At 67.0% G+C, this 15235-nt stretch carries 15 protein-coding genes and 1 pseudogene; 11 read left to right on the top strand and 5 right to left on the bottom strand.

The window, feature by feature from the left end; translation table 11 throughout:
- Positions 1–4: 4 nt before the first annotated feature.
- On the top strand, positions 5–376 hold the full coding sequence (fliN, locus tag JW792_RS09615) for a flagellar motor switch protein FliN (protein WP_135997031.1): 372 nt from the start codon (positions 5–7) through the stop codon (positions 374–376).
- A gap of 35 nt (positions 377–411) precedes the next feature.
- Positions 412–1734, top strand: coding sequence for a sigma-54-dependent transcriptional regulator FlbD (gene flbD, locus JW792_RS09610; protein ID WP_135997029.1), 1323 nt, complete (start codon positions 412–414; stop codon positions 1732–1734).
- Positions 1735–1768: 34 nt separating this feature from the next.
- Here the strand turns inward: flbD and JW792_RS09605 are convergent, their stop codons facing one another.
- Positions 1769–2662 (bottom strand): IS481 family transposase, encoded by an 894-nt coding sequence (locus JW792_RS09605; protein ID WP_135997627.1) that lies wholly within the window; start codon positions 2660–2662, stop codon positions 1769–1771.
- Positions 2663–2716: 54 nt separating this feature from the next.
- Here JW792_RS09605 and JW792_RS09600 point away from each other — a divergent pair.
- The 6 genes and pseudogenes from JW792_RS09600 to JW792_RS09575 form a co-directional block, all read left to right on the top strand.
- Positions 2717–3508: pseudogene (locus JW792_RS09600) on the top strand (FHIPEP family type III secretion protein); the annotation flags it as partial.
- A gap of 11 nt (positions 3509–3519) precedes the next feature.
- Positions 3520–4515: a flagellar biosynthesis protein FlhF gene (locus tag JW792_RS09595; protein ID WP_135995932.1), complete on the top strand. Its 996-nt coding sequence runs from the start codon at positions 3520–3522 to the stop codon at positions 4513–4515.
- Positions 4512–5339 carry a nucleotide-binding protein gene (locus tag JW792_RS09590; RefSeq protein WP_135995933.1) on the top strand — a complete coding sequence of 276 codons (828 nt, stop codon included), beginning with the start codon at positions 4512–4514 and terminating at the stop codon, positions 5337–5339. Before JW792_RS09595 ends, JW792_RS09590 begins: the two co-directional genes overlap by 4 nt.
- A 74-nt stretch (positions 5340–5413) precedes the next feature.
- The gene (locus JW792_RS09585) at positions 5414–5740 is read left to right on the top strand and encodes a hypothetical protein (protein WP_135995934.1); all 327 of its coding nucleotides are present in this window, start codon (positions 5414–5416) and stop codon (positions 5738–5740) included.
- A gap of 166 nt (positions 5741–5906) precedes the next feature.
- A complete protein-coding gene (locus JW792_RS09580) occupies positions 5907–6455 on the top strand; it encodes a dTDP-4-dehydrorhamnose 3,5-epimerase family protein (protein WP_135995935.1) in 549 nt (182 codons plus the stop codon).
- A gap of 113 nt (positions 6456–6568) precedes the next feature.
- Positions 6569–7723 (top strand): glycosyltransferase family 2 protein, encoded by a 1155-nt coding sequence (locus JW792_RS09575; protein WP_135995936.1) that lies wholly within the window; start codon positions 6569–6571, stop codon positions 7721–7723.
- Between the two features lie 175 nt (positions 7724–7898).
- On the opposite strand, the gene JW792_RS09570 is transcribed toward JW792_RS09575, so the two are convergent.
- The 3 genes from JW792_RS09570 to fliI all read right to left on the bottom strand — a co-directional run bounded on the left by JW792_RS09570 (position 7899) and on the right by fliI (position 10424).
- Entirely contained in the window at positions 7899–8549 is a 651-nt protein-coding gene (locus JW792_RS09570; RefSeq protein ID WP_135995937.1) for a hypothetical protein, read from the bottom strand.
- A gap of 132 nt (positions 8550–8681) precedes the next feature.
- Complete coding sequence (locus JW792_RS09565; RefSeq protein ID WP_135995938.1) at positions 8682–9101, bottom strand: flagellar FliJ family protein; 420 nt, start codon at positions 9099–9101, stop codon at positions 8682–8684.
- Positions 9102–9104: 3 nt separating this feature from the next.
- Positions 9105–10424: a flagellar protein export ATPase FliI gene (gene fliI, locus JW792_RS09560; RefSeq protein ID WP_135995939.1), complete on the bottom strand. Its 1320-nt coding sequence runs from the start codon at positions 10422–10424 to the stop codon at positions 9105–9107.
- A gap of 328 nt (positions 10425–10752) precedes the next feature.
- Between fliI and JW792_RS09555 the strand changes: the two genes are divergently transcribed.
- From JW792_RS09555 to JW792_RS09545, 3 genes are all read left to right on the top strand, one after another.
- Positions 10753–12198: a KamA family radical SAM protein gene (locus JW792_RS09555; RefSeq protein ID WP_135995940.1), complete on the top strand. Its 1446-nt coding sequence runs from the start codon at positions 10753–10755 to the stop codon at positions 12196–12198.
- Between the two features lie 194 nt (positions 12199–12392).
- On the top strand, positions 12393–13094 hold the full coding sequence (ctrA, locus tag JW792_RS09550) for a response regulator transcription factor CtrA (RefSeq protein WP_135995941.1): 702 nt from the start codon (positions 12393–12395) through the stop codon (positions 13092–13094).
- A gap of 145 nt (positions 13095–13239) precedes the next feature.
- Entirely contained in the window at positions 13240–13803 is a 564-nt protein-coding gene (locus tag JW792_RS09545; RefSeq protein ID WP_135995942.1) for a tetratricopeptide repeat protein, read from the top strand.
- 1 nt (position 13804) lies between these two features.
- Here JW792_RS09545 and lpdA read toward each other — a convergent pair whose 3' ends face one another.
- Positions 13805–15223 carry a dihydrolipoyl dehydrogenase gene (gene lpdA / locus JW792_RS09540; RefSeq protein ID WP_135995943.1) on the bottom strand — a complete coding sequence of 473 codons (1419 nt, stop codon included), beginning with the start codon at positions 15221–15223 and terminating at the stop codon, positions 13805–13807.
- Positions 15224–15235 lie beyond the last annotated feature (12 nt).

The raw sequence follows: 15235 nt of genomic DNA, 5'->3' as shown, positions 1-15235 counted from the left end.
CGTCATGGCTGACGACAAGGAACTGAACCTGCCGAACCTGGAACAGGACGCGGCGCCGAAGGGCGCCGGCCAGGACGTCGCCCACAGCGGGACCGGCCAGTCGCTGGTCGACGAGGAGGCGCGCACCGCGGTCGACCTGCAGCCGGTCTATGACGTGCCGGTCAACATCTCCGCGGTGCTCGGCAAGGCGCATATCGACGTGAACTCGCTGCTGAAGCTGTCCTCGGGCTCGGTGCTGGAGCTCGACCGCAAGGTGGGCGAGGCCATCGACATCTACGTGAACAACCGCCTGGTCGCCCGCGGCGAGGTGGTTGTCGTGGAAGACCGTCTCGGCGTGACCATGACGGAAATCATCAAGGACGGCGACGCGGGCTGAAGCGCCGCTGTTCGCGAGATGAAGGAGACTGACCAATGCGCGTACTGATCGTCGGGAGCCTGGGGGGCCAGCTCTCCACCGCCACCAAGATCGCCATGGACCGCGGCGCGAAGGTCGCCCATGTCGACACGGTCGAGCAGGCGACCGCCTACCTCAGGGCGGGGCGCGGGGCGGACCTCCTGATGGTCGATGTCGGCCTCGATATCGGCGCGCTGATCGCGGCGAACGAGGCCGAACGCATCACGGTGCCGATCGTGGCGTGCGGCGTGAACGTCCGGCCCGAGGCCGCGGCCACCGCCATCCGGTCGGGCGCGAAGGAATTCATTCCGCTGCCGCCCGAGGCCGACCTCATCGCCGCGGTGCTCGCCGCCGTCGCCGACGACGAGCGTCCGATGATCGCGCGCGATCCGGCCATGCTCTCCGTCGTGGAGTTCGCCGAGCGCGTCGCGCCCTCCGATGCGTCCATCCTGATCACCGGGGAGAGTGGCGTCGGCAAGGAGGTGATGGCCCGCTTCGTCCATCAGAAATCGAAGCGCGCGGCCAAGCCCTTCGTCTCGGTCAACTGTGCGGCGATCCCGGAGAACCTTCTGGAATCCGAACTCTTCGGCCACGAGAAGGGCGCCTTCACCGGCGCGGTCGCCCGGCGGATCGGCAAGTTCGAGGAGGCCGACGGGGGCACGCTGCTGCTCGACGAGATCTCCGAGATGGACGCCCGCCTGCAGGCCAAGCTCCTGCGCGCCCTGCAGGAGCGCGAGATCGACCGGGTCGGCGGGACGAAGCCCGTCAGGGTCAATATCCGCGTGCTCGCAACCTCCAACCGCGACCTCAAGCAGGCCGTGAAGGAGGGCACGTTCCGCGAGGACCTCCTGTTCCGGCTCAATGTCGTGAACCTTGCCGTCCCGCCGCTGCGCCAACGTCCGGCCGACGCCATCGCGCTCGCCGAGCATTTCATCCGCAAATACTCCAAGGCGAACGGAATGGATCACCGCCCGCTTTCGGAGGCCGCCAAGGCGCAGATCACCAGCCGGGAATGGCCGGGTAACGTCCGCGAACTGGAAAATGCCATGCACCGCGCGGTGCTGCTCGCCAGCGGCCCGGAGATCGGGCCGGACGCGATCCGCATGCCCGACGGTTCCTCCTTCACCGCGTCCAACGGCGGGGTGGCCCGCCAGGCCGCGGAAGCTGCCGAGGCGGTGCAGAACATGGTGGGCCGCACGGTCGCGGAAGTGGAGCAGGACCTGATCCTCGACACGCTCGACCACTGCCTCGGCAACCGCACCCATGCGGCGAACATCCTCGGAATCTCGATCCGCACGCTCAGGAACAAGCTCAAGCTCTACGGCGACCAGGGGGTGTAATATGGACCAATCAGCGAGACACCTGACGGTAGGATTATAGCCGTTCCCGGAGCGCCTCGTAAGGTGTTTTTCCTCCAAAGGCTCCATGTGGTCTGGCGAAGTTATAGAAGCGCTCCCATTCGTCGAGCTTGGCTTCCAGATCGACATCGTCTTTGTACGACAACAACTGGTAGAACTCCTGCTGGTCTGATCGATGTGAGCGCTCCACTTTGCCGTTGAGCTGAGGGCTGCTCGGCTTGATGTAAACGTGGCGGATACCCTTGTCCTCGACATGCCAATGGAACTTGGCCTGGAACTCATGACCATTGTCGGTGCGTATCTGTTGGATGCGGAATGGAAACTTCTCGACGATGTGATCCACGAAATCGATGGCGCTCGCCTGAGTGTGGCGCTTGTAAACTTTCAAGGCGCGCACCCGCGTGGCGTCGTCAATCGCTGTGTACTGGTAACGCTTGACCTTCTGGCCCTGTTTTCCTCTGAAGATCAGGAACTTGACATCCATCTGGATATGATGGCCCGGCACCTGCTTGTTGTAGCGCTGGGTGTGCACCTTTCTCAATCGGGTCCCCCGAGGCAGGCGGTTCAGTCCATGACGCTTGAGGGTGCGATAGACTCCTGCGTCGGATACTTTGATGGCGTGATAGCGCTCAAGGTACCAGACGATCCGGATCGGTCCGAGATGATACGTTCGTCGAAGATGAAGGATCTTGTCTTCGACCTCAGGTGGCATCTTGTTGGGATGATTATGTGGCACAGAACGGGCGACAAGCAGGCCGGCATCACCCTTGTCTGCATAGGCTTTGCGCCATCGATAAAAGCTCGCACGCCCGATCCCGAAATACCGACATGTCTTGCTCACATCACCGTTTCTGTCGGCATGCTGCAAAACCCGAAGTTTGCGTTGAATCTCTCGCTGATCGCTGTTCATTGAAACCACCTTCCTTCCCCAGCGGGGATATTAAAGAAGGTGTCTCGCTGAATTGTACATATCTACACCCTCCTGGTGATGGACCCCACGGGGCGCCAGGTCGACATGCCCGGCACCCATGTCAAGGAGCCCGCCTTCGGCCTGCCGGCCACCTGGATCGAGGAGGGCTTGCGCGAGGAGGCGACGTTCCGCGGCTACACCATCGTCGACCCGGCCGCGGTGCTGGTGACCCATCTCACCGAGATCCTGCGCGACAACATGGCCGATCTTCTTTCCTATGCGGAGGTGGAGAAGCTGCTCGCCGGCCTGTCGAAGGAGCACAAGAGCCTCGTCGACGAGATCACGCCCTCCCAGATAACCCGGGCGGGCATCCAGCGCGTGCTGCAGAACCTGCTCAAGGAGCGGGTCTCGATCCGGGACCTGGCTGGGATCGTGGAGGGTATCGCGGAAGCGTCCGGCGCGACGCAGAATCTCGACACCATTACCGAGCACGTGCGCGCGCGCCTCGCCCGCCAGATCTGCCACGCCAACAAGGGCCCGGACGGCACGCTGCCCGTGCTCACCCTGTCGCCGCAGTGGGAGCAGGCCTTCGCCGAGGCGATGATCGGGGATGGCGACCGGCGCCAGCTCGCTCTCGCCCCGACCAGGCTTCGCGATTTCGTCGCCCATGTGCGCGACGCCTTCGAGCGCGCCGGCGCGACGGGCGATGTTCCCGTCCTCCTCACGAGCCCGGGAATCAGGCCCTATGTGCGCTCCCTGACCGAGCGCTTCCGGCCGCAGACCACGGTCATCAGCCAGAACGAGATCCACCCGAGTGCCAAGCTGAAGACGCTGGGCCAGGTCTGAAGAGGTAAGCGATGCGGCTGCGCACCTTCACCGGCAGGACGCTCTCCGACGCGATGGCCGCCGTGCGCCGCGAGATGGGTCCGGATGCGGTGATCATCGCGACAGGGGATGCCCCGGGCGGCGGGGTCGAGGTACGTGCCGCGGCCGAGCGCGCTTCGGTGACGAGTTCGCCCGAAACCGCCGAAGCCGCGATGAAGCGCCGCGACGCCGAGCGCGCGAAGGCGCGCGGCGACAGCGCCGGAGGGGCCACCAGGATCGCCCGCGCGCTGTCCTGGCACGCGATTCCCGAGAAGGCTGCCGAGGCGCTCATGGACGCGGCGCTGACGCTGGAAGACGGCGAAGCCACGGCGACGCTCGCCCGCGCCATCGACGCGCGCTACGCGGTGCATCCGATCGAGACGCGCCCGCAGCGCCCGCTGCTTTTTGCCGGCGGGCCGGGGGCCGGAAAGTCCTCGGCGCTCGCGAAGGTCTGCGCGCGGATGGTCGCGGCCGGCGAGGCGCCGGTCGTGATCGGCGCCGACGAGGGCGCGGGCGCCGGCGAGCAGCTCGCCGCCTATGCCGCCGCCCTGAAGGTGCGCTTGGAGACCGTGCAGGGCGGGCGCGAACTCGCGCTCGTCATGGACGATCTGCCCCCAGGCCCGGTCCTGATCGACGCCCCGGCGGTCAACCCCTACGAACTCGACGAGCTGCAGGGGCTTGCCGATCTCGCCGCCGCGGCCGATGCGGAGATGATCGCGGTGATCGAGGCCGGGCTCGCCCCGGGCGATGCGGAGGATGCGGCCGCGCTCCTCGCCTCGGTCGGCACCGGACGCGCCATAGTGACCAAGCTCGACATCGCGCGCCGGCTCGGCGGGCTCGTCGGCGTGGGGGAGGCGGGCCTCGCCTACGCGCACATTTCCGCCTCCCCCTATATCGGATCCGGGCTCGCGCCCGCGACGGCGCTGCGGATCGCGCGCGCGCTGCTCGATGACTTCGCGATCGACTGGTACGAGGACGATCTGCCATGAACGCGATCCCCGCCGCGAGCCCGTTCTCCGAAGCCGAGCCGCGCACGGCCGGGCCGGTCGTCGCCGTCGCCTCCGGCAAGGGCGGGGTCGGCAAGACCGTCGTGGCCACCTCGCTTGCGCGCGCCTTCTCGCGGGTCGGCGAGCGCGTGCTCCTCGTCGACGCCGATCTGGGGATGGCCAATGTCGACGTCCAGCTGGGGCTCAATCCGCCCGGCGACATCGCCACGGTGATCGCGGGTACGATGACGCTGTCCGAGGCCATCGCGCCCGCCGCCGGCGGTTCGGAGAAGAAGGGCGGGTTCGACGTCATCTCCGGCCGCTCCGGTTCGGCGGCGCTGGCGAGTCTCGAGCTTGCGAGTGTCAACAATCTCGCGGCCGGCCTCGCGGCCGCCTCGATGAGCTATGACCGCACGATACTGGACCTCGCCGCGGGAGCCGACCGGGCGACGGTGCGCCTCGCCGTGGCCGCGGACGATGTGGTCGTGGTGATCTCCGACGAGCCGACCTCGCTGACCGATGCCTATGCCTTCGTGAAGACGCTGCGCATGCGCGACGAGGGCGCCTCGCCTTTCGTCGTGGTCAACAACGCGCCCGACAAGGCCGCGGCCGAGGGCGCCTACCGCACCTTCGCCCGCACCTGCGAGAGTTTCCTCGGCTTCACTCCTCCGCTCGCCGGCATCGTGCGCCGCGATCCCAATGTCGGCCTCGCCATTCGTGCCCAGAGTCTTCTCGGCGTGCGCTCGCCCTCGACCGCCGCGGCCAAGGACATCGAGACCCTGGCCTGGCGCCTTGCCGAAGGGGTGGAGGAACGCGGCCGCGCTTGACCGCGCGCGCCTGCCGCCTCTAACTGGCCGGAGCGGCCGCCGGGCCGCGGTGGGGACCTTCCGGGGGGAGGGGCATGATCGCAGAACTCGTCGAACGGCTGTCGGCCGGCTTCCAGTTCCTGGACTGGATGGTGCTGATCATGGCCGCGATCGTCGCCGCGCTCGTCATGACGCGCTGGAGCCAGATTACCGCGGCTGCGCTGATCGCCTATGCGATCGACCTGGCTATCCGCTTTGCCGGTCTCGTCATGGCGACCGAGAACGTGCCGCTGAACTATGCCATGAGTCTGGCACTCGCGCGCCTGGACGAGCACGGGCTGGCCGCCACGCTTCGGCCCTTCCTCTACTTCGCCGCGATCGCGGCGATCTTCTGGGTCAAGCGCAGGTACGGCGGACGCTAGCGGCCCGCCTCGCATGACAATCCTGCCAGCCTGCGCGTGGCGGCGGAACGGGCGATGAAGCACGGTCAACGCGGGACAATTCAATTTCTCCGGGCGATGCCCTTCACCGCTGCACCGAATTCCGGCAAGGTTCTACAGGGCATGACCAGGCGGCAAGGGAGGGCGGATGGAAGAGCTTGAAGTGCTCAGCGGGGAAATTCCCTGGAGGAGCGATTTCGGCAAACTCACCGTCCATCCCGACGATCGCGGCTGGCTGAGCGAGCTGTACCGCGACCAATGGCCGGAGCTTCCACCGCTCAGGCAGTGGAACATTGCCGTGAACGGGGCGAACGTGTTGCGTGGCATGCACATCCACCCCCTGCATGCCGATTTCATCATCGTATTCGAAGGCGAGATGCTGCTTGCCCTGCGCGACCTTCGCCCGGACAGCCCGCATTACGGCAAGGGCGGCATCGTGTCCCTGACGGGAGAGCGGCTCTGCTGGGTCCTCATCCGGCCCGGCATCCTGCACGGGTTCTACATTCGCGAGAAAAACAAGATGGTCTGGGGCCTCTCTCATCCCTGGGACATGTCCGACGAGATCGGCTGCCGCTGGGACGACCCGGAGATCGGGCTGGACTGGCCGGACATCACCGATCCGCTCCTGTCCGAGCGCGACCGCAATGCCGGCAGCTTCAGGGCGCTGGTCGCGGCATATGAGGCGCGCCTGCGATGAGGTCGCAGCGGCGCATCGAGGTGTCGACCGAATTCACGCCGGTGCGCGAGCTGCGCCTGTTACCCGATCATCTGGCGCGCCTGCGCGCGCTCGCCGGCCTGTCCGCGTGAGCGATGGCGAAGGTTCTCGTCCTGTGCCCGACCCACGATCATGCCGATGCGCTGTTCGCGTCGATCGCCAGCGTGCGCGCCCAGAGCTTCACCGAGTGGGAGATGGCGGTCATCTGCGACGGCGCGCCGCCGCGTACCGACCGGATACTCGAGGCGATCTGCGAGCAGGAGCCGCGCGTGCGGGTCTATCGCCACCCCAAGGGCGAGCGCTTCGGAGAGCGCTATCGCGATCCGGTGATCCGCGAGAGCGAGGCGGAGTTCATCTGTCATCTCAGCGATGACGATATCTGGCTGAACTCGCACCTGGCGCAGATGGTCGCGCTTCTCGAGCGCGCGGAGTGGGCCAACCAGGCCCCGGCGCGGCTCAGTCCCGATGGCGGACTCGAGTGGTGGCCGATCAATCACGGCACGCACGTCATGCGTGCGGCCTGTGCCAGCCAGGCGCCGCTCAGCGCAGGCATCAACTACGTGGCCTACCGGCGCTCGGCCTATCTGCGCCTGGCCGACGGCTGGACCTGCGCGCCGGTGGAGGCGCGCACCTCGGACGTCTTCATGTGGTCGAAATTCTTCCGCCTGCCGAGCCTTACCGTTGCCAGCATCGCCAGCACCACGGCGTTGAAGTTTCCGAGCCGGATGTACGGACGCCACCCTTGGGCTCCCGAACAGCGGCTTGCGGAGATCTCGCCCTGGCTCGCGCGCGCGGCCGATCCCGATCTGCCGCACCGGGTGCGGCGATCGGGCCGGGTCCTGCACCGCTTCATCGCCCTGTTCGCCCTGCATGGCAGCGGGGCAGATGCGCACGACAGCCTCGCGCGCGCCGGGTTTTCACCGGTGCCCGAACACCATGCGCCGCAGATCGCGGTCGACGGATCGCCGATGGTCCTGCCCCTGACCGAGGCGCAGAGGCAGGAGATCGAACAGGCTCATCGCTTCGTGTCGGCGTTCGTCCGGAACGACGGCGCGGCCGCGGACGAGGCGGCCCCGGCCCTTTCGGCGGGGGACTGGCTGACCGCGGCACGGCGCCTCGCGATACTGCTGGGACCGGAGCCGTGTCTGCGGGTGCTCGAGGCGGGCTGCAGGCGCTTCCCGGGCCACGCAGGTCTTGCCCGCGAACGCGCCGCCCTCGCTCAGCAGGGCAACAGTCCGACCGGCGCTTAGGACCGGGCTGTGGAGCAGAATGCCTTCCGACTGGTCCTTGATCGCGATCGCGGCGGCGCTGAGCACGACCGGTGCACGCCCGTCGATCTCGAAGATTCCCGGCCCCGCAGGATCGCGGTTTCGGGTCGAATCGATCCGGGTCGGGCCCGACAGGCATCAAGGCAGGCCGGAGGCGTCACCAGCGGGCGCGGAAGGTCGCGCCGATGAAGTGATCCTGCTCTTCCCAGTCTTCGGTGCCGAGCTGGAAATGGCGGCGCTGCTGCACGTAGCCGACGCTCGCATAGGCGCCTTCGGTGACCTCGAAGGCGATGCCGATATGGGCGTCGCCGACGGCTGCACTGCCGCCCACCTGGGATAGGTTGAGGTCGCGGAAGCCGGAATCGGGCGCGACGACATAGGTCTCGCGCTCGGCCCCGGCGACGAGCCACCAGCGCTGCCCGTCCGTGGCGGGCTCGGCGGTCACCGAGAAGCCCATCACGCGGCGGCTCTCGCCATCGCCGTTCGTCGCCGAGATGCGCGGCACGACCGCAAGGTCGATCTGGTCTGCAGACAGGACGAGCGCGGCGGGACCGTCCGATCGCGGGCGGAAGCCGAGCCCGGCCTCCTGCGCCGGCTCGGCCGGCTCCACGGACATGAGGGTGCCGACGACGGCGCGGGTGGCCTCGGCCAGCGGCGCGGCGGGATGGCTCTCGAACCCGGCGAGCATCATGTCGCGCGCGGACATGTCGGCAAGACCGGCCTGGCTCAACGGCGTGAACGCGGTCACCCCGGCGGTCAGGCTGATGAGCCCCGCCAGACCGATTTCCACCGTTCGCCGTACCGTCATCGCGTCTCCCCCCGCGCTGGCGTGCTGTCGCACAAGGCTGGCCCGGGGGAGGGAATTAATCAAGCGTTAACGTGCGTGGACGGTCGCTTACCTAACGTAGGCGTTGCCCTGCAGCCACGCCGTTGCGGGCCCTCAGTGCGCCACGCCGCGAAGCCGGGCGCCGATCTCGTCCATCTCGGCCTGTTCGGCGGCGCGCACGCTCTCCTCGATGCGCGCCAGGCGGCGTTCCTCGAGCAGTTCGTACTTCTTCAGCTCGCTGAACGCGGCCTCGAGCCGGTCGCGCAGGCCCTTCGCCTGGACATCGACCTCCTCGCGGGACGCGCGCAGGTTCTCCTTGCGCTTGATCACCGAGCGGGCATAGCTGCCGTAGGCGACGAAGCCCTCGCGGCTTTCGCTCGCGACGGCCTGCTCCTCCGGCACGCTTTCCTCCAGGCGCTCGATCTGGTCGTCGATCGCCGCGCGGGCGCGGTCGATCTCGGCCATCTGCTTTTGCAGCTCCTCCACCTTGAACCGGGCGAGCCGGATCAGCGGAGCGTGTGAGCGGGTGCTCATCGTCTATCCCTTTCCATCCACCAGAATCCCGGCAAGGGCCGCGAAACTCTCCTCGATGGAGGAGGCCTCGTCTTTTCCCTGGGCCAGGAACGCTTCGAGCGGTCCATTGACCGCAATTGCCCGGTCCACCTCCGGGTTGCTTCCCGCCGTGTAGGCGCCGAGCCGGATCAGTTCCTCCATGTCGGCATAGGCGGCGAGAACCTTGCGCGCTTCGGCCGCGATCGGCACCTCATCGGGCGCATAGACCTCCGGCGCGGTGCGCGAAATCGATCTCAGGACGTCGATCGCCGGGAAGCGGCCGCGCTCGGCGATCTGGCGGCTCATGACGATGTGCCCATCGAGAATGCCGCGCACGGCATCGGCGATCGGCTCGTTGTGGTCGTCCCCGTCGACGAGGACCGTGAACAGCGCCGTGATCGAGCCCGAGCCTTCCGGTCCCGGCCCGGCGCGCTCGAGAAGGCGCGGCAGCTCGGCGAAGACCGAGGGGGTGTAGCCGCGTGTCGTCGGCGGCTCCCCGGCCGCGAGCCCGATCTCCCTCTGCGCGAGCGCGAAGCGCGTGACCGAGTCCATCAGGCAGAGGACGCTGAGGCCCTGGTCGCGGAAGTATTCCGCGACGGTCATGGTCATGTAGGCGGCCTGCCGCCGGGCGAGAGCGGGGCTGTCGCTGGTCTCGGTGATCACCACCGCCCTGGAGCGCCCTTCCGGCCCGAGCGTGTCCTCGACGAATTCGCGCGCCTCACGGCCGCGTTCGCCGATCAGGCCGATGACGATCACGTCCGCGGCCGAGCCCTTGGCGAGCATGCTCATCAGCACCGACTTGCCGACGCCGGACCCGGCGAAGATTCCGAGGCGCTGGCCGGTCCGCATCGGCGCGAAGACATTGAGCGCGCGCACTCCGAGATCGAGGCGCTCCCCGAGGCGTGCGCGAGCATGGGCGCAGGGCGGCTCGCCCTTGAGCGGATAGGCGCTCTCGCCCTCGGCCAGCGGGCCCTCGCCGTCGCGCGGACGGCCCGCCCCGTCCAGCACCCGGCCGAGCCAGCTCGTATGGGGGCGCACGCATGCGGCCTCCGGCTCCAGCCTCGCCTCTGCGCCTGCCCGGATGCCGTTAAGGTCGCCGAAACTCATCATCAGCGCGGTCTCGCCGCGAAAGCCCACGACCTCGCACACGCTCTCGCCCGAGCCGTGCGCGATGTGCGCGCGCGCGCCGAGCGTCAGGGCCGCCTTCGGACCCTCGGCTTCGACCAGCAGGCCGTTCACGGCCGCCACCCGCCCCCTGAAGGTGCGGGTCTCGATGCCGGATATGCGTTCGATCAGGGTCTGCACCGGGTTCGTGTCCGCGTTGCCGGCGCGATTCTGCGCCTTGCCAAGCGTATAACCCGAACGCGGTTTCAGCGGCGTAAACGTCGTGTTCTCCCAGCCCGCCGGCGCAGCGGCAGGGAAAAAGGCCGCGCAGCTGTTTCCTTCCCGGCGAAAATCACTATCTTGCACGCTCACATGCGGAGGTGAGGGTCCACAGTCGGCGCCGTCGTCATCTCGACCGCCCGGACCCCGGCCGCACGCGCTTGCGTGCCTTGTCAGGCTATCGGTCCTCCGCCCTGAAAATCCCTGGCGCTATCGCCGCCGCCGATCCAGTCGACGACGAGGACAGTCCATGCCGCTTGATTCCCAGCCCGTGCGCATTGCCGGCTCCCGCCCCAAGAAGAAGGCGCTCTCGCGCCGTCACAAGGGTAATGTCTATGCCGCGATCGAGGAGACGAAGTTCAACCGCTATGTCGTCCACGACCTCGCGCGCTATCGCAAGTATATCGAGGATGGCGGGGCGCAGATTTATTCCGAACAGGAACTGAAGGAGCTGGAGGAGGCGGGTGTCTCCGACCGCCTGCCGCCGCGCGCGACTGCCTATTATCTCGATCTCGCCCGACGTTCGGGCGCGGTGAAGAACCTGATCAAGGCGCGCCCCGAGGAGATGGAGGACCTGTCCGGCGAGGCCGATCCGTCCAACCAGCTGAAATATTCTCCGGTGCCGGGCCTGCTCCACAAATACGAGCTGGTGCTGCTTTACGTGGTGCGTGCCTGCTCGAGCTGGTGCCGCTATTGCTACCGCTCGGACTTCCTCACGGGAAAGACGGGCAAGGACACCGCCTCGATCCACGAGATCACCGACTACATCACCACGCACAACGCGAAGGTCGCGTCCGGGGAGATCACCGGCAAGCCGCGAATCCGCGAGGCGCTCCTGTCGGGCGGCGATCCGATGGTCCTGTCGAACCGGAACCTGTTCGATTATCTCAACGGCCTGGCCGAGGCCGGGCTCGATATCATCCGTATCGGGACGAAGGAGATGGCCTTCTTCCCTGAGCGGTTCGACGACAATTTCCTGGCCATGCTGGACCTGTTCCACGAGCTGCACCCGCAGGTCATGCTCGCCTTCATGGTCCACTTCACCCATCCCGACGAATTCCTGCGCCTGAACGAGGCCGGCGAATATGTCCGCGACGAGCACGGCCGGCCGCTGCGCAACGAACTGGTTGAGACCGCGGTGATGAAGATGCGCTCGCGCCCCTTCATCACGCTGGAGAACCAGACTCCGATCATCGACTCCGTCAACGACGATCCCGACGTGCTGCGCCTGATGCAGCAGGAACTCAAGCGCATGGGCATCAATAACCACTACTTCTTCCAGTGCCGCGAGATCGAGGGCCATCGCGCATTCGCCGTGCCGGTGGAGACCGCATGGAAGATCCATGCTGACTCCCAGCACAACCTTTCGGGGATCGAACGCTCGCGCTTTTCGTTGTCTACCGAGGCCGGCAAGACCGAGCTCGTCGCCGTCATCGAGGGCGATGAACGCCTGCGCGCGCTGGGCGGCGAGATCGGCGATGCGCTGGCCGAGGGGCTCGTGGTCTTCCGCCTGCACCGCACCCCTCACGAGGATCGCCAGAGCGATCTCGTCATCGCCCGGCGCAATCCCGAGGCGCTATGGATAACTGGCTACGAGGACAGGATTATTTACGATGGTCGTAAGAAATCCCAGCCCGATAAGTGGGCCCAGCTGCTCGCCGCGCTCGGACCTGCGCTGATTCAAGCGGCTGAATAGACTCTCCGTTTCCGGGTCATCCACAGCTGCGCTCAGTGCCGATTCTTGTGCGATTCGCAGGACTCGATTCTAGTGCGGCCGTCAACGCCATTAACCTTCTTTAAGGGATTGTCGCCACACAGTGGCAGGCGTGTTAACCATGGGGCTGGCCTCGAAGGGGAAGATTCGAGCCAGGCGAGGCGGAGAAAAGAACGATGCGGGTTCTGTTGATCGAAGACGATCGCGCCACGGCTCAGGGCATCGAGCTGATGCTGAAGTCGGAGGGGTTCAACGTCTACACCACCGATCTGGGTGAGGAGGGCGTCGATCTCGGCAAGCTCTACGACTACGACATCATCCTGCTCGACCTGAACCTGCCCGACATGCCCGGCTTCGACGTGTTGAAGACGCTCCGGGTGGCCAAGGTCGACACCCCGATCCTGATCCTCACCGGCAATGCCGACATCGACAACAAGGTCCGGGGCCTGGGCTGCGGCGCCGACGACTACATGACCAAGCCCTTCCACAAGGAAGAGATGATCGCCCGCATCCACGCGATCGTCCGCCGCTCGAAGGGCCATTCCCAGTCCGTCATCAAGACCGGCGACATCGCGGTCAATCTGGACGCCAAGACGGTGGAAGTGAACGGCCACCGCGTCCACCTGACGGGCAAGGAATACCAGATGCTCGAGCTGCTCTCCCTCAGGAAGGGCACGACGCTCACAAAGGAAATGTTCCTCAACCACCTCTATGGCGGCATGGACGAGCCGGAGCTGAAGATCATCGACGTCTTCATCTGCAAGCTCCGCAAGAAGCTCGCGGCAGCCACCGGCGGCGAACACTATATCGAGACCGTCTGGGGCCGCGGCTACGTGCTGCGCAACCCCCACGAGGAAAAGGCCGCCGGCGCGGCTTGAAGCCTCCATCCGACGAACCCGCAAGGAAGACCCCGGACGCTCGGCGACCGGGGTTTTTCTTTGCCCGGGGAGCCGAAAGGGCGGGCGCTCGGGAGTAATTTCATGTATAACTGCGCCATGCGGGGGATACGAATGGAGGTGAGCGATGTCTCTTTTCCATGCGATCGCGGCCGCGCTCGCCGCATCCGCCCAGGCCGCCTCGCCAGCGCCGTCCTACGTCATCGGCGGCACGGCCGCGCAGGACTGCTACGAGGCGGCCCGCGGCAGTGGCGCATTCCACTCCGATATCCAGACCTGCCTTGCCGCGCTCGAGGACATGCGGCTGTCGATCGGGGACCGGGCGGGGACCTATGTCAATCTGGGCATTCTCCTGCGGCGGCGGGGCGCCACGGAACGCGCGATCGATGCCTATGACCGGGCGATCGCCCTGAGGCCGGATCTCGCCGAGGCCTGGCTCAACCGGGGCGCGGCGCGGTTCGCGGTCGACGATCGCGAGGCCGCGCTTGCCGATCTGAACCGGGCGCTGGAGCTCGACCTCGCCGAGCCCGAGGTCGCTCTCGTCAACCGCGCTGCCGTCCTGGAGGCCCAGGGCGATGTCGAGGCGGCCTATCGCGATCTCACGGCCGCGCTCGAGATCGAACCGGGCTATCCGCCAGCCCTCGAGGCGCTGGAACGCTACGAGGTCCGGACCGCCGACGGCGGGACCTAGCCTAGGCCGAGATGTGGATCGGGTGGCCGAGGGCAGCCAGCGCCGCCTCCGCGGTGCACTCGGTCAGCGTCGGGTGGACGTGGATCGTGCCCGCGATGTCTTCCAGACGCGCGCCCATCTCGATGGCCAGCGCGAACTCGCCCGACAGTTCGGAAACGTGCTTGCCGACCGCGTGGATGCCCAGGATGACGTCGTCGCTCTCGCGCGCGGTGATGCGCACGAAGCCGCCATCGGCCCCGCCTTCCATCGACAGGGCCCGGCCGGATGCCGCCATCGGGAACTTGCCGACCTTGACGCTTTCGCCCCTGGCCTTCGCCTCGTCCGGGGACAGGCCGACGCCGACGATTTCGGGCTCGGTGAAGCAGACCGCGGCAATGCCGTTGGGATCGAAGCGGCGGCGATGGCCGGCGATGACTTCGGCGACGAGTTCGCCCTGCGCCGTCGCCTTGTGGGCCAGCAGCGGCTCGCCGACGAGATCGCCGATCGCGTAGACCCCGCGCATCGGCGTGGCGCACCGGTCGTCGACCTTCACGAAGGGGCCGTTCATGTCGAGGCCCATGGTCTCGAGGCCCCAGCCTTCGGTGACCGGCTTCCTGCCGACCGCGACGAGGATCTTGTCGGCTTCGAGCGACTGCGTCTGCCCCTTCTCGTCCTCGAATTCCAGGACGGTCTTGCCGTTTTCCTCGCGCACGCCCTTGGCCTTGGATTTCAGGTGCAGGTCGACCTTGTTCTTCTTCAGCCACATCTGGACCGGGCGCACGAGTTCCTTGTCGTAGAGCGGCAGGATGGTGTCGAGCGCCTCGACGACAGAGACCTGCGAGCCGAGCTTGCGGTAGGCGATGCCAAGCTCGAGCCCGATATAGCCCCCGCCGATGACGACGAGCTTTTCAGGCAGCTCCCTGAGCTCCAGCGCCTGCGTGGAGCCGATGACATTGCCGCCGAACTTCATGAAGGGCAGCTCGGTCTCCTTCGAGCCGGTGGCGAGGATCACGTTCTGCGCCGTGATCTCGATCTCGCCCTCGGCGGTTTCGACCGTGCAGGTCTTGGCATTCTTGAAGGTGGCCCAGCCGTCGATGTGCTCGACCTTGGCCGCCTTCAGCAGCTGGCCGACGCCCTTGGTGAGCTTGCCGACGATGGAGTCCTTCCAATCCACCAGCCCGGCCATGTCGAGCTTGGGCTCGCTCGCCAGCGAGATGCCCATCTCGGCCCTGGCCGCGTGATGGCGCATCTCCTCGTACTTCGTCGCGGCGTGGATGAAGGCTTTGGACGGGATGCAGCCGCGATTGAGGCATGTGCCCCCGAGCCCCGACTTGTCGACGATGATCGTGTCGAGGCCCAGCTGTCCCGCGCGGATCGCGGCCGGGTAGCCGCCCGGCCCGCCGCCGACGACGAGAACCTGACATGTCTTCGACTTGGCCATGGAGGGGCTCCT

The sequence above is a fragment of the Marinicauda algicola genome, from assembly GCF_017161425.1.
Taxonomy (GTDB): Bacteria; Pseudomonadota; Alphaproteobacteria; order Caulobacterales; family Maricaulaceae; genus Marinicauda; species Marinicauda algicola.
The sequence above is the reverse complement of the archived record's forward strand: the minus strand, read 5'-3'. Positions and strand labels throughout refer to the sequence as shown.

Excerpts from the sequence above, each read along its gene's own strand:
- JW792_RS09570 (WP_135995937.1), bottom strand. The coding sequence starts at position 8,549 with ATGACGGTACGGCGAACGGTGGAAATCGGTCTGGCGGGGCTCATCAGC.
- JW792_RS09545 (WP_135995942.1), top strand. The coding sequence starts at position 13,240 with ATGTCTCTTTTCCATGCGATCGCGGCCGCGCTCGCCGCATCCGCCCAG.
- flbD (WP_135997029.1), top strand. The coding sequence starts at position 412 with ATGCGCGTACTGATCGTCGGGAGCCTGGGGGGCCAGCTCTCCACCGCC.
- JW792_RS09555 (WP_135995940.1), top strand. The coding sequence starts at position 10,753 with ATGCCGCTTGATTCCCAGCCCGTGCGCATTGCCGGCTCCCGCCCCAAG.
- JW792_RS09575 (WP_135995936.1), top strand. The coding sequence starts at position 6,569 with ATGGCGAAGGTTCTCGTCCTGTGCCCGACCCACGATCATGCCGATGCG.
- JW792_RS09565 (WP_135995938.1), bottom strand. The coding sequence starts at position 9,101 with ATGAGCACCCGCTCACACGCTCCGCTGATCCGGCTCGCCCGGTTCAAG.
- JW792_RS09585 (WP_135995934.1), top strand. The coding sequence starts at position 5,414 with ATGATCGCAGAACTCGTCGAACGGCTGTCGGCCGGCTTCCAGTTCCTG.
- fliN (WP_135997031.1), top strand. The coding sequence starts at position 5 with ATGGCTGACGACAAGGAACTGAACCTGCCGAACCTGGAACAGGACGCG.
- JW792_RS09595 (WP_135995932.1), top strand. The coding sequence starts at position 3,520 with ATGCGGCTGCGCACCTTCACCGGCAGGACGCTCTCCGACGCGATGGCC.
- ctrA (WP_135995941.1), top strand. The coding sequence starts at position 12,393 with ATGCGGGTTCTGTTGATCGAAGACGATCGCGCCACGGCTCAGGGCATC.
- lpdA (WP_135995943.1), bottom strand. The coding sequence starts at position 15,223 with ATGGCCAAGTCGAAGACATGTCAGGTTCTCGTCGTCGGCGGCGGGCCG.
- JW792_RS09605 (WP_135997627.1), bottom strand. The coding sequence starts at position 2,662 with ATGAACAGCGATCAGCGAGAGATTCAACGCAAACTTCGGGTTTTGCAG.
- JW792_RS09590 (WP_135995933.1), top strand. The coding sequence starts at position 4,512 with ATGAACGCGATCCCCGCCGCGAGCCCGTTCTCCGAAGCCGAGCCGCGC.
- JW792_RS09580 (WP_135995935.1), top strand. The coding sequence starts at position 5,907 with ATGGAAGAGCTTGAAGTGCTCAGCGGGGAAATTCCCTGGAGGAGCGAT.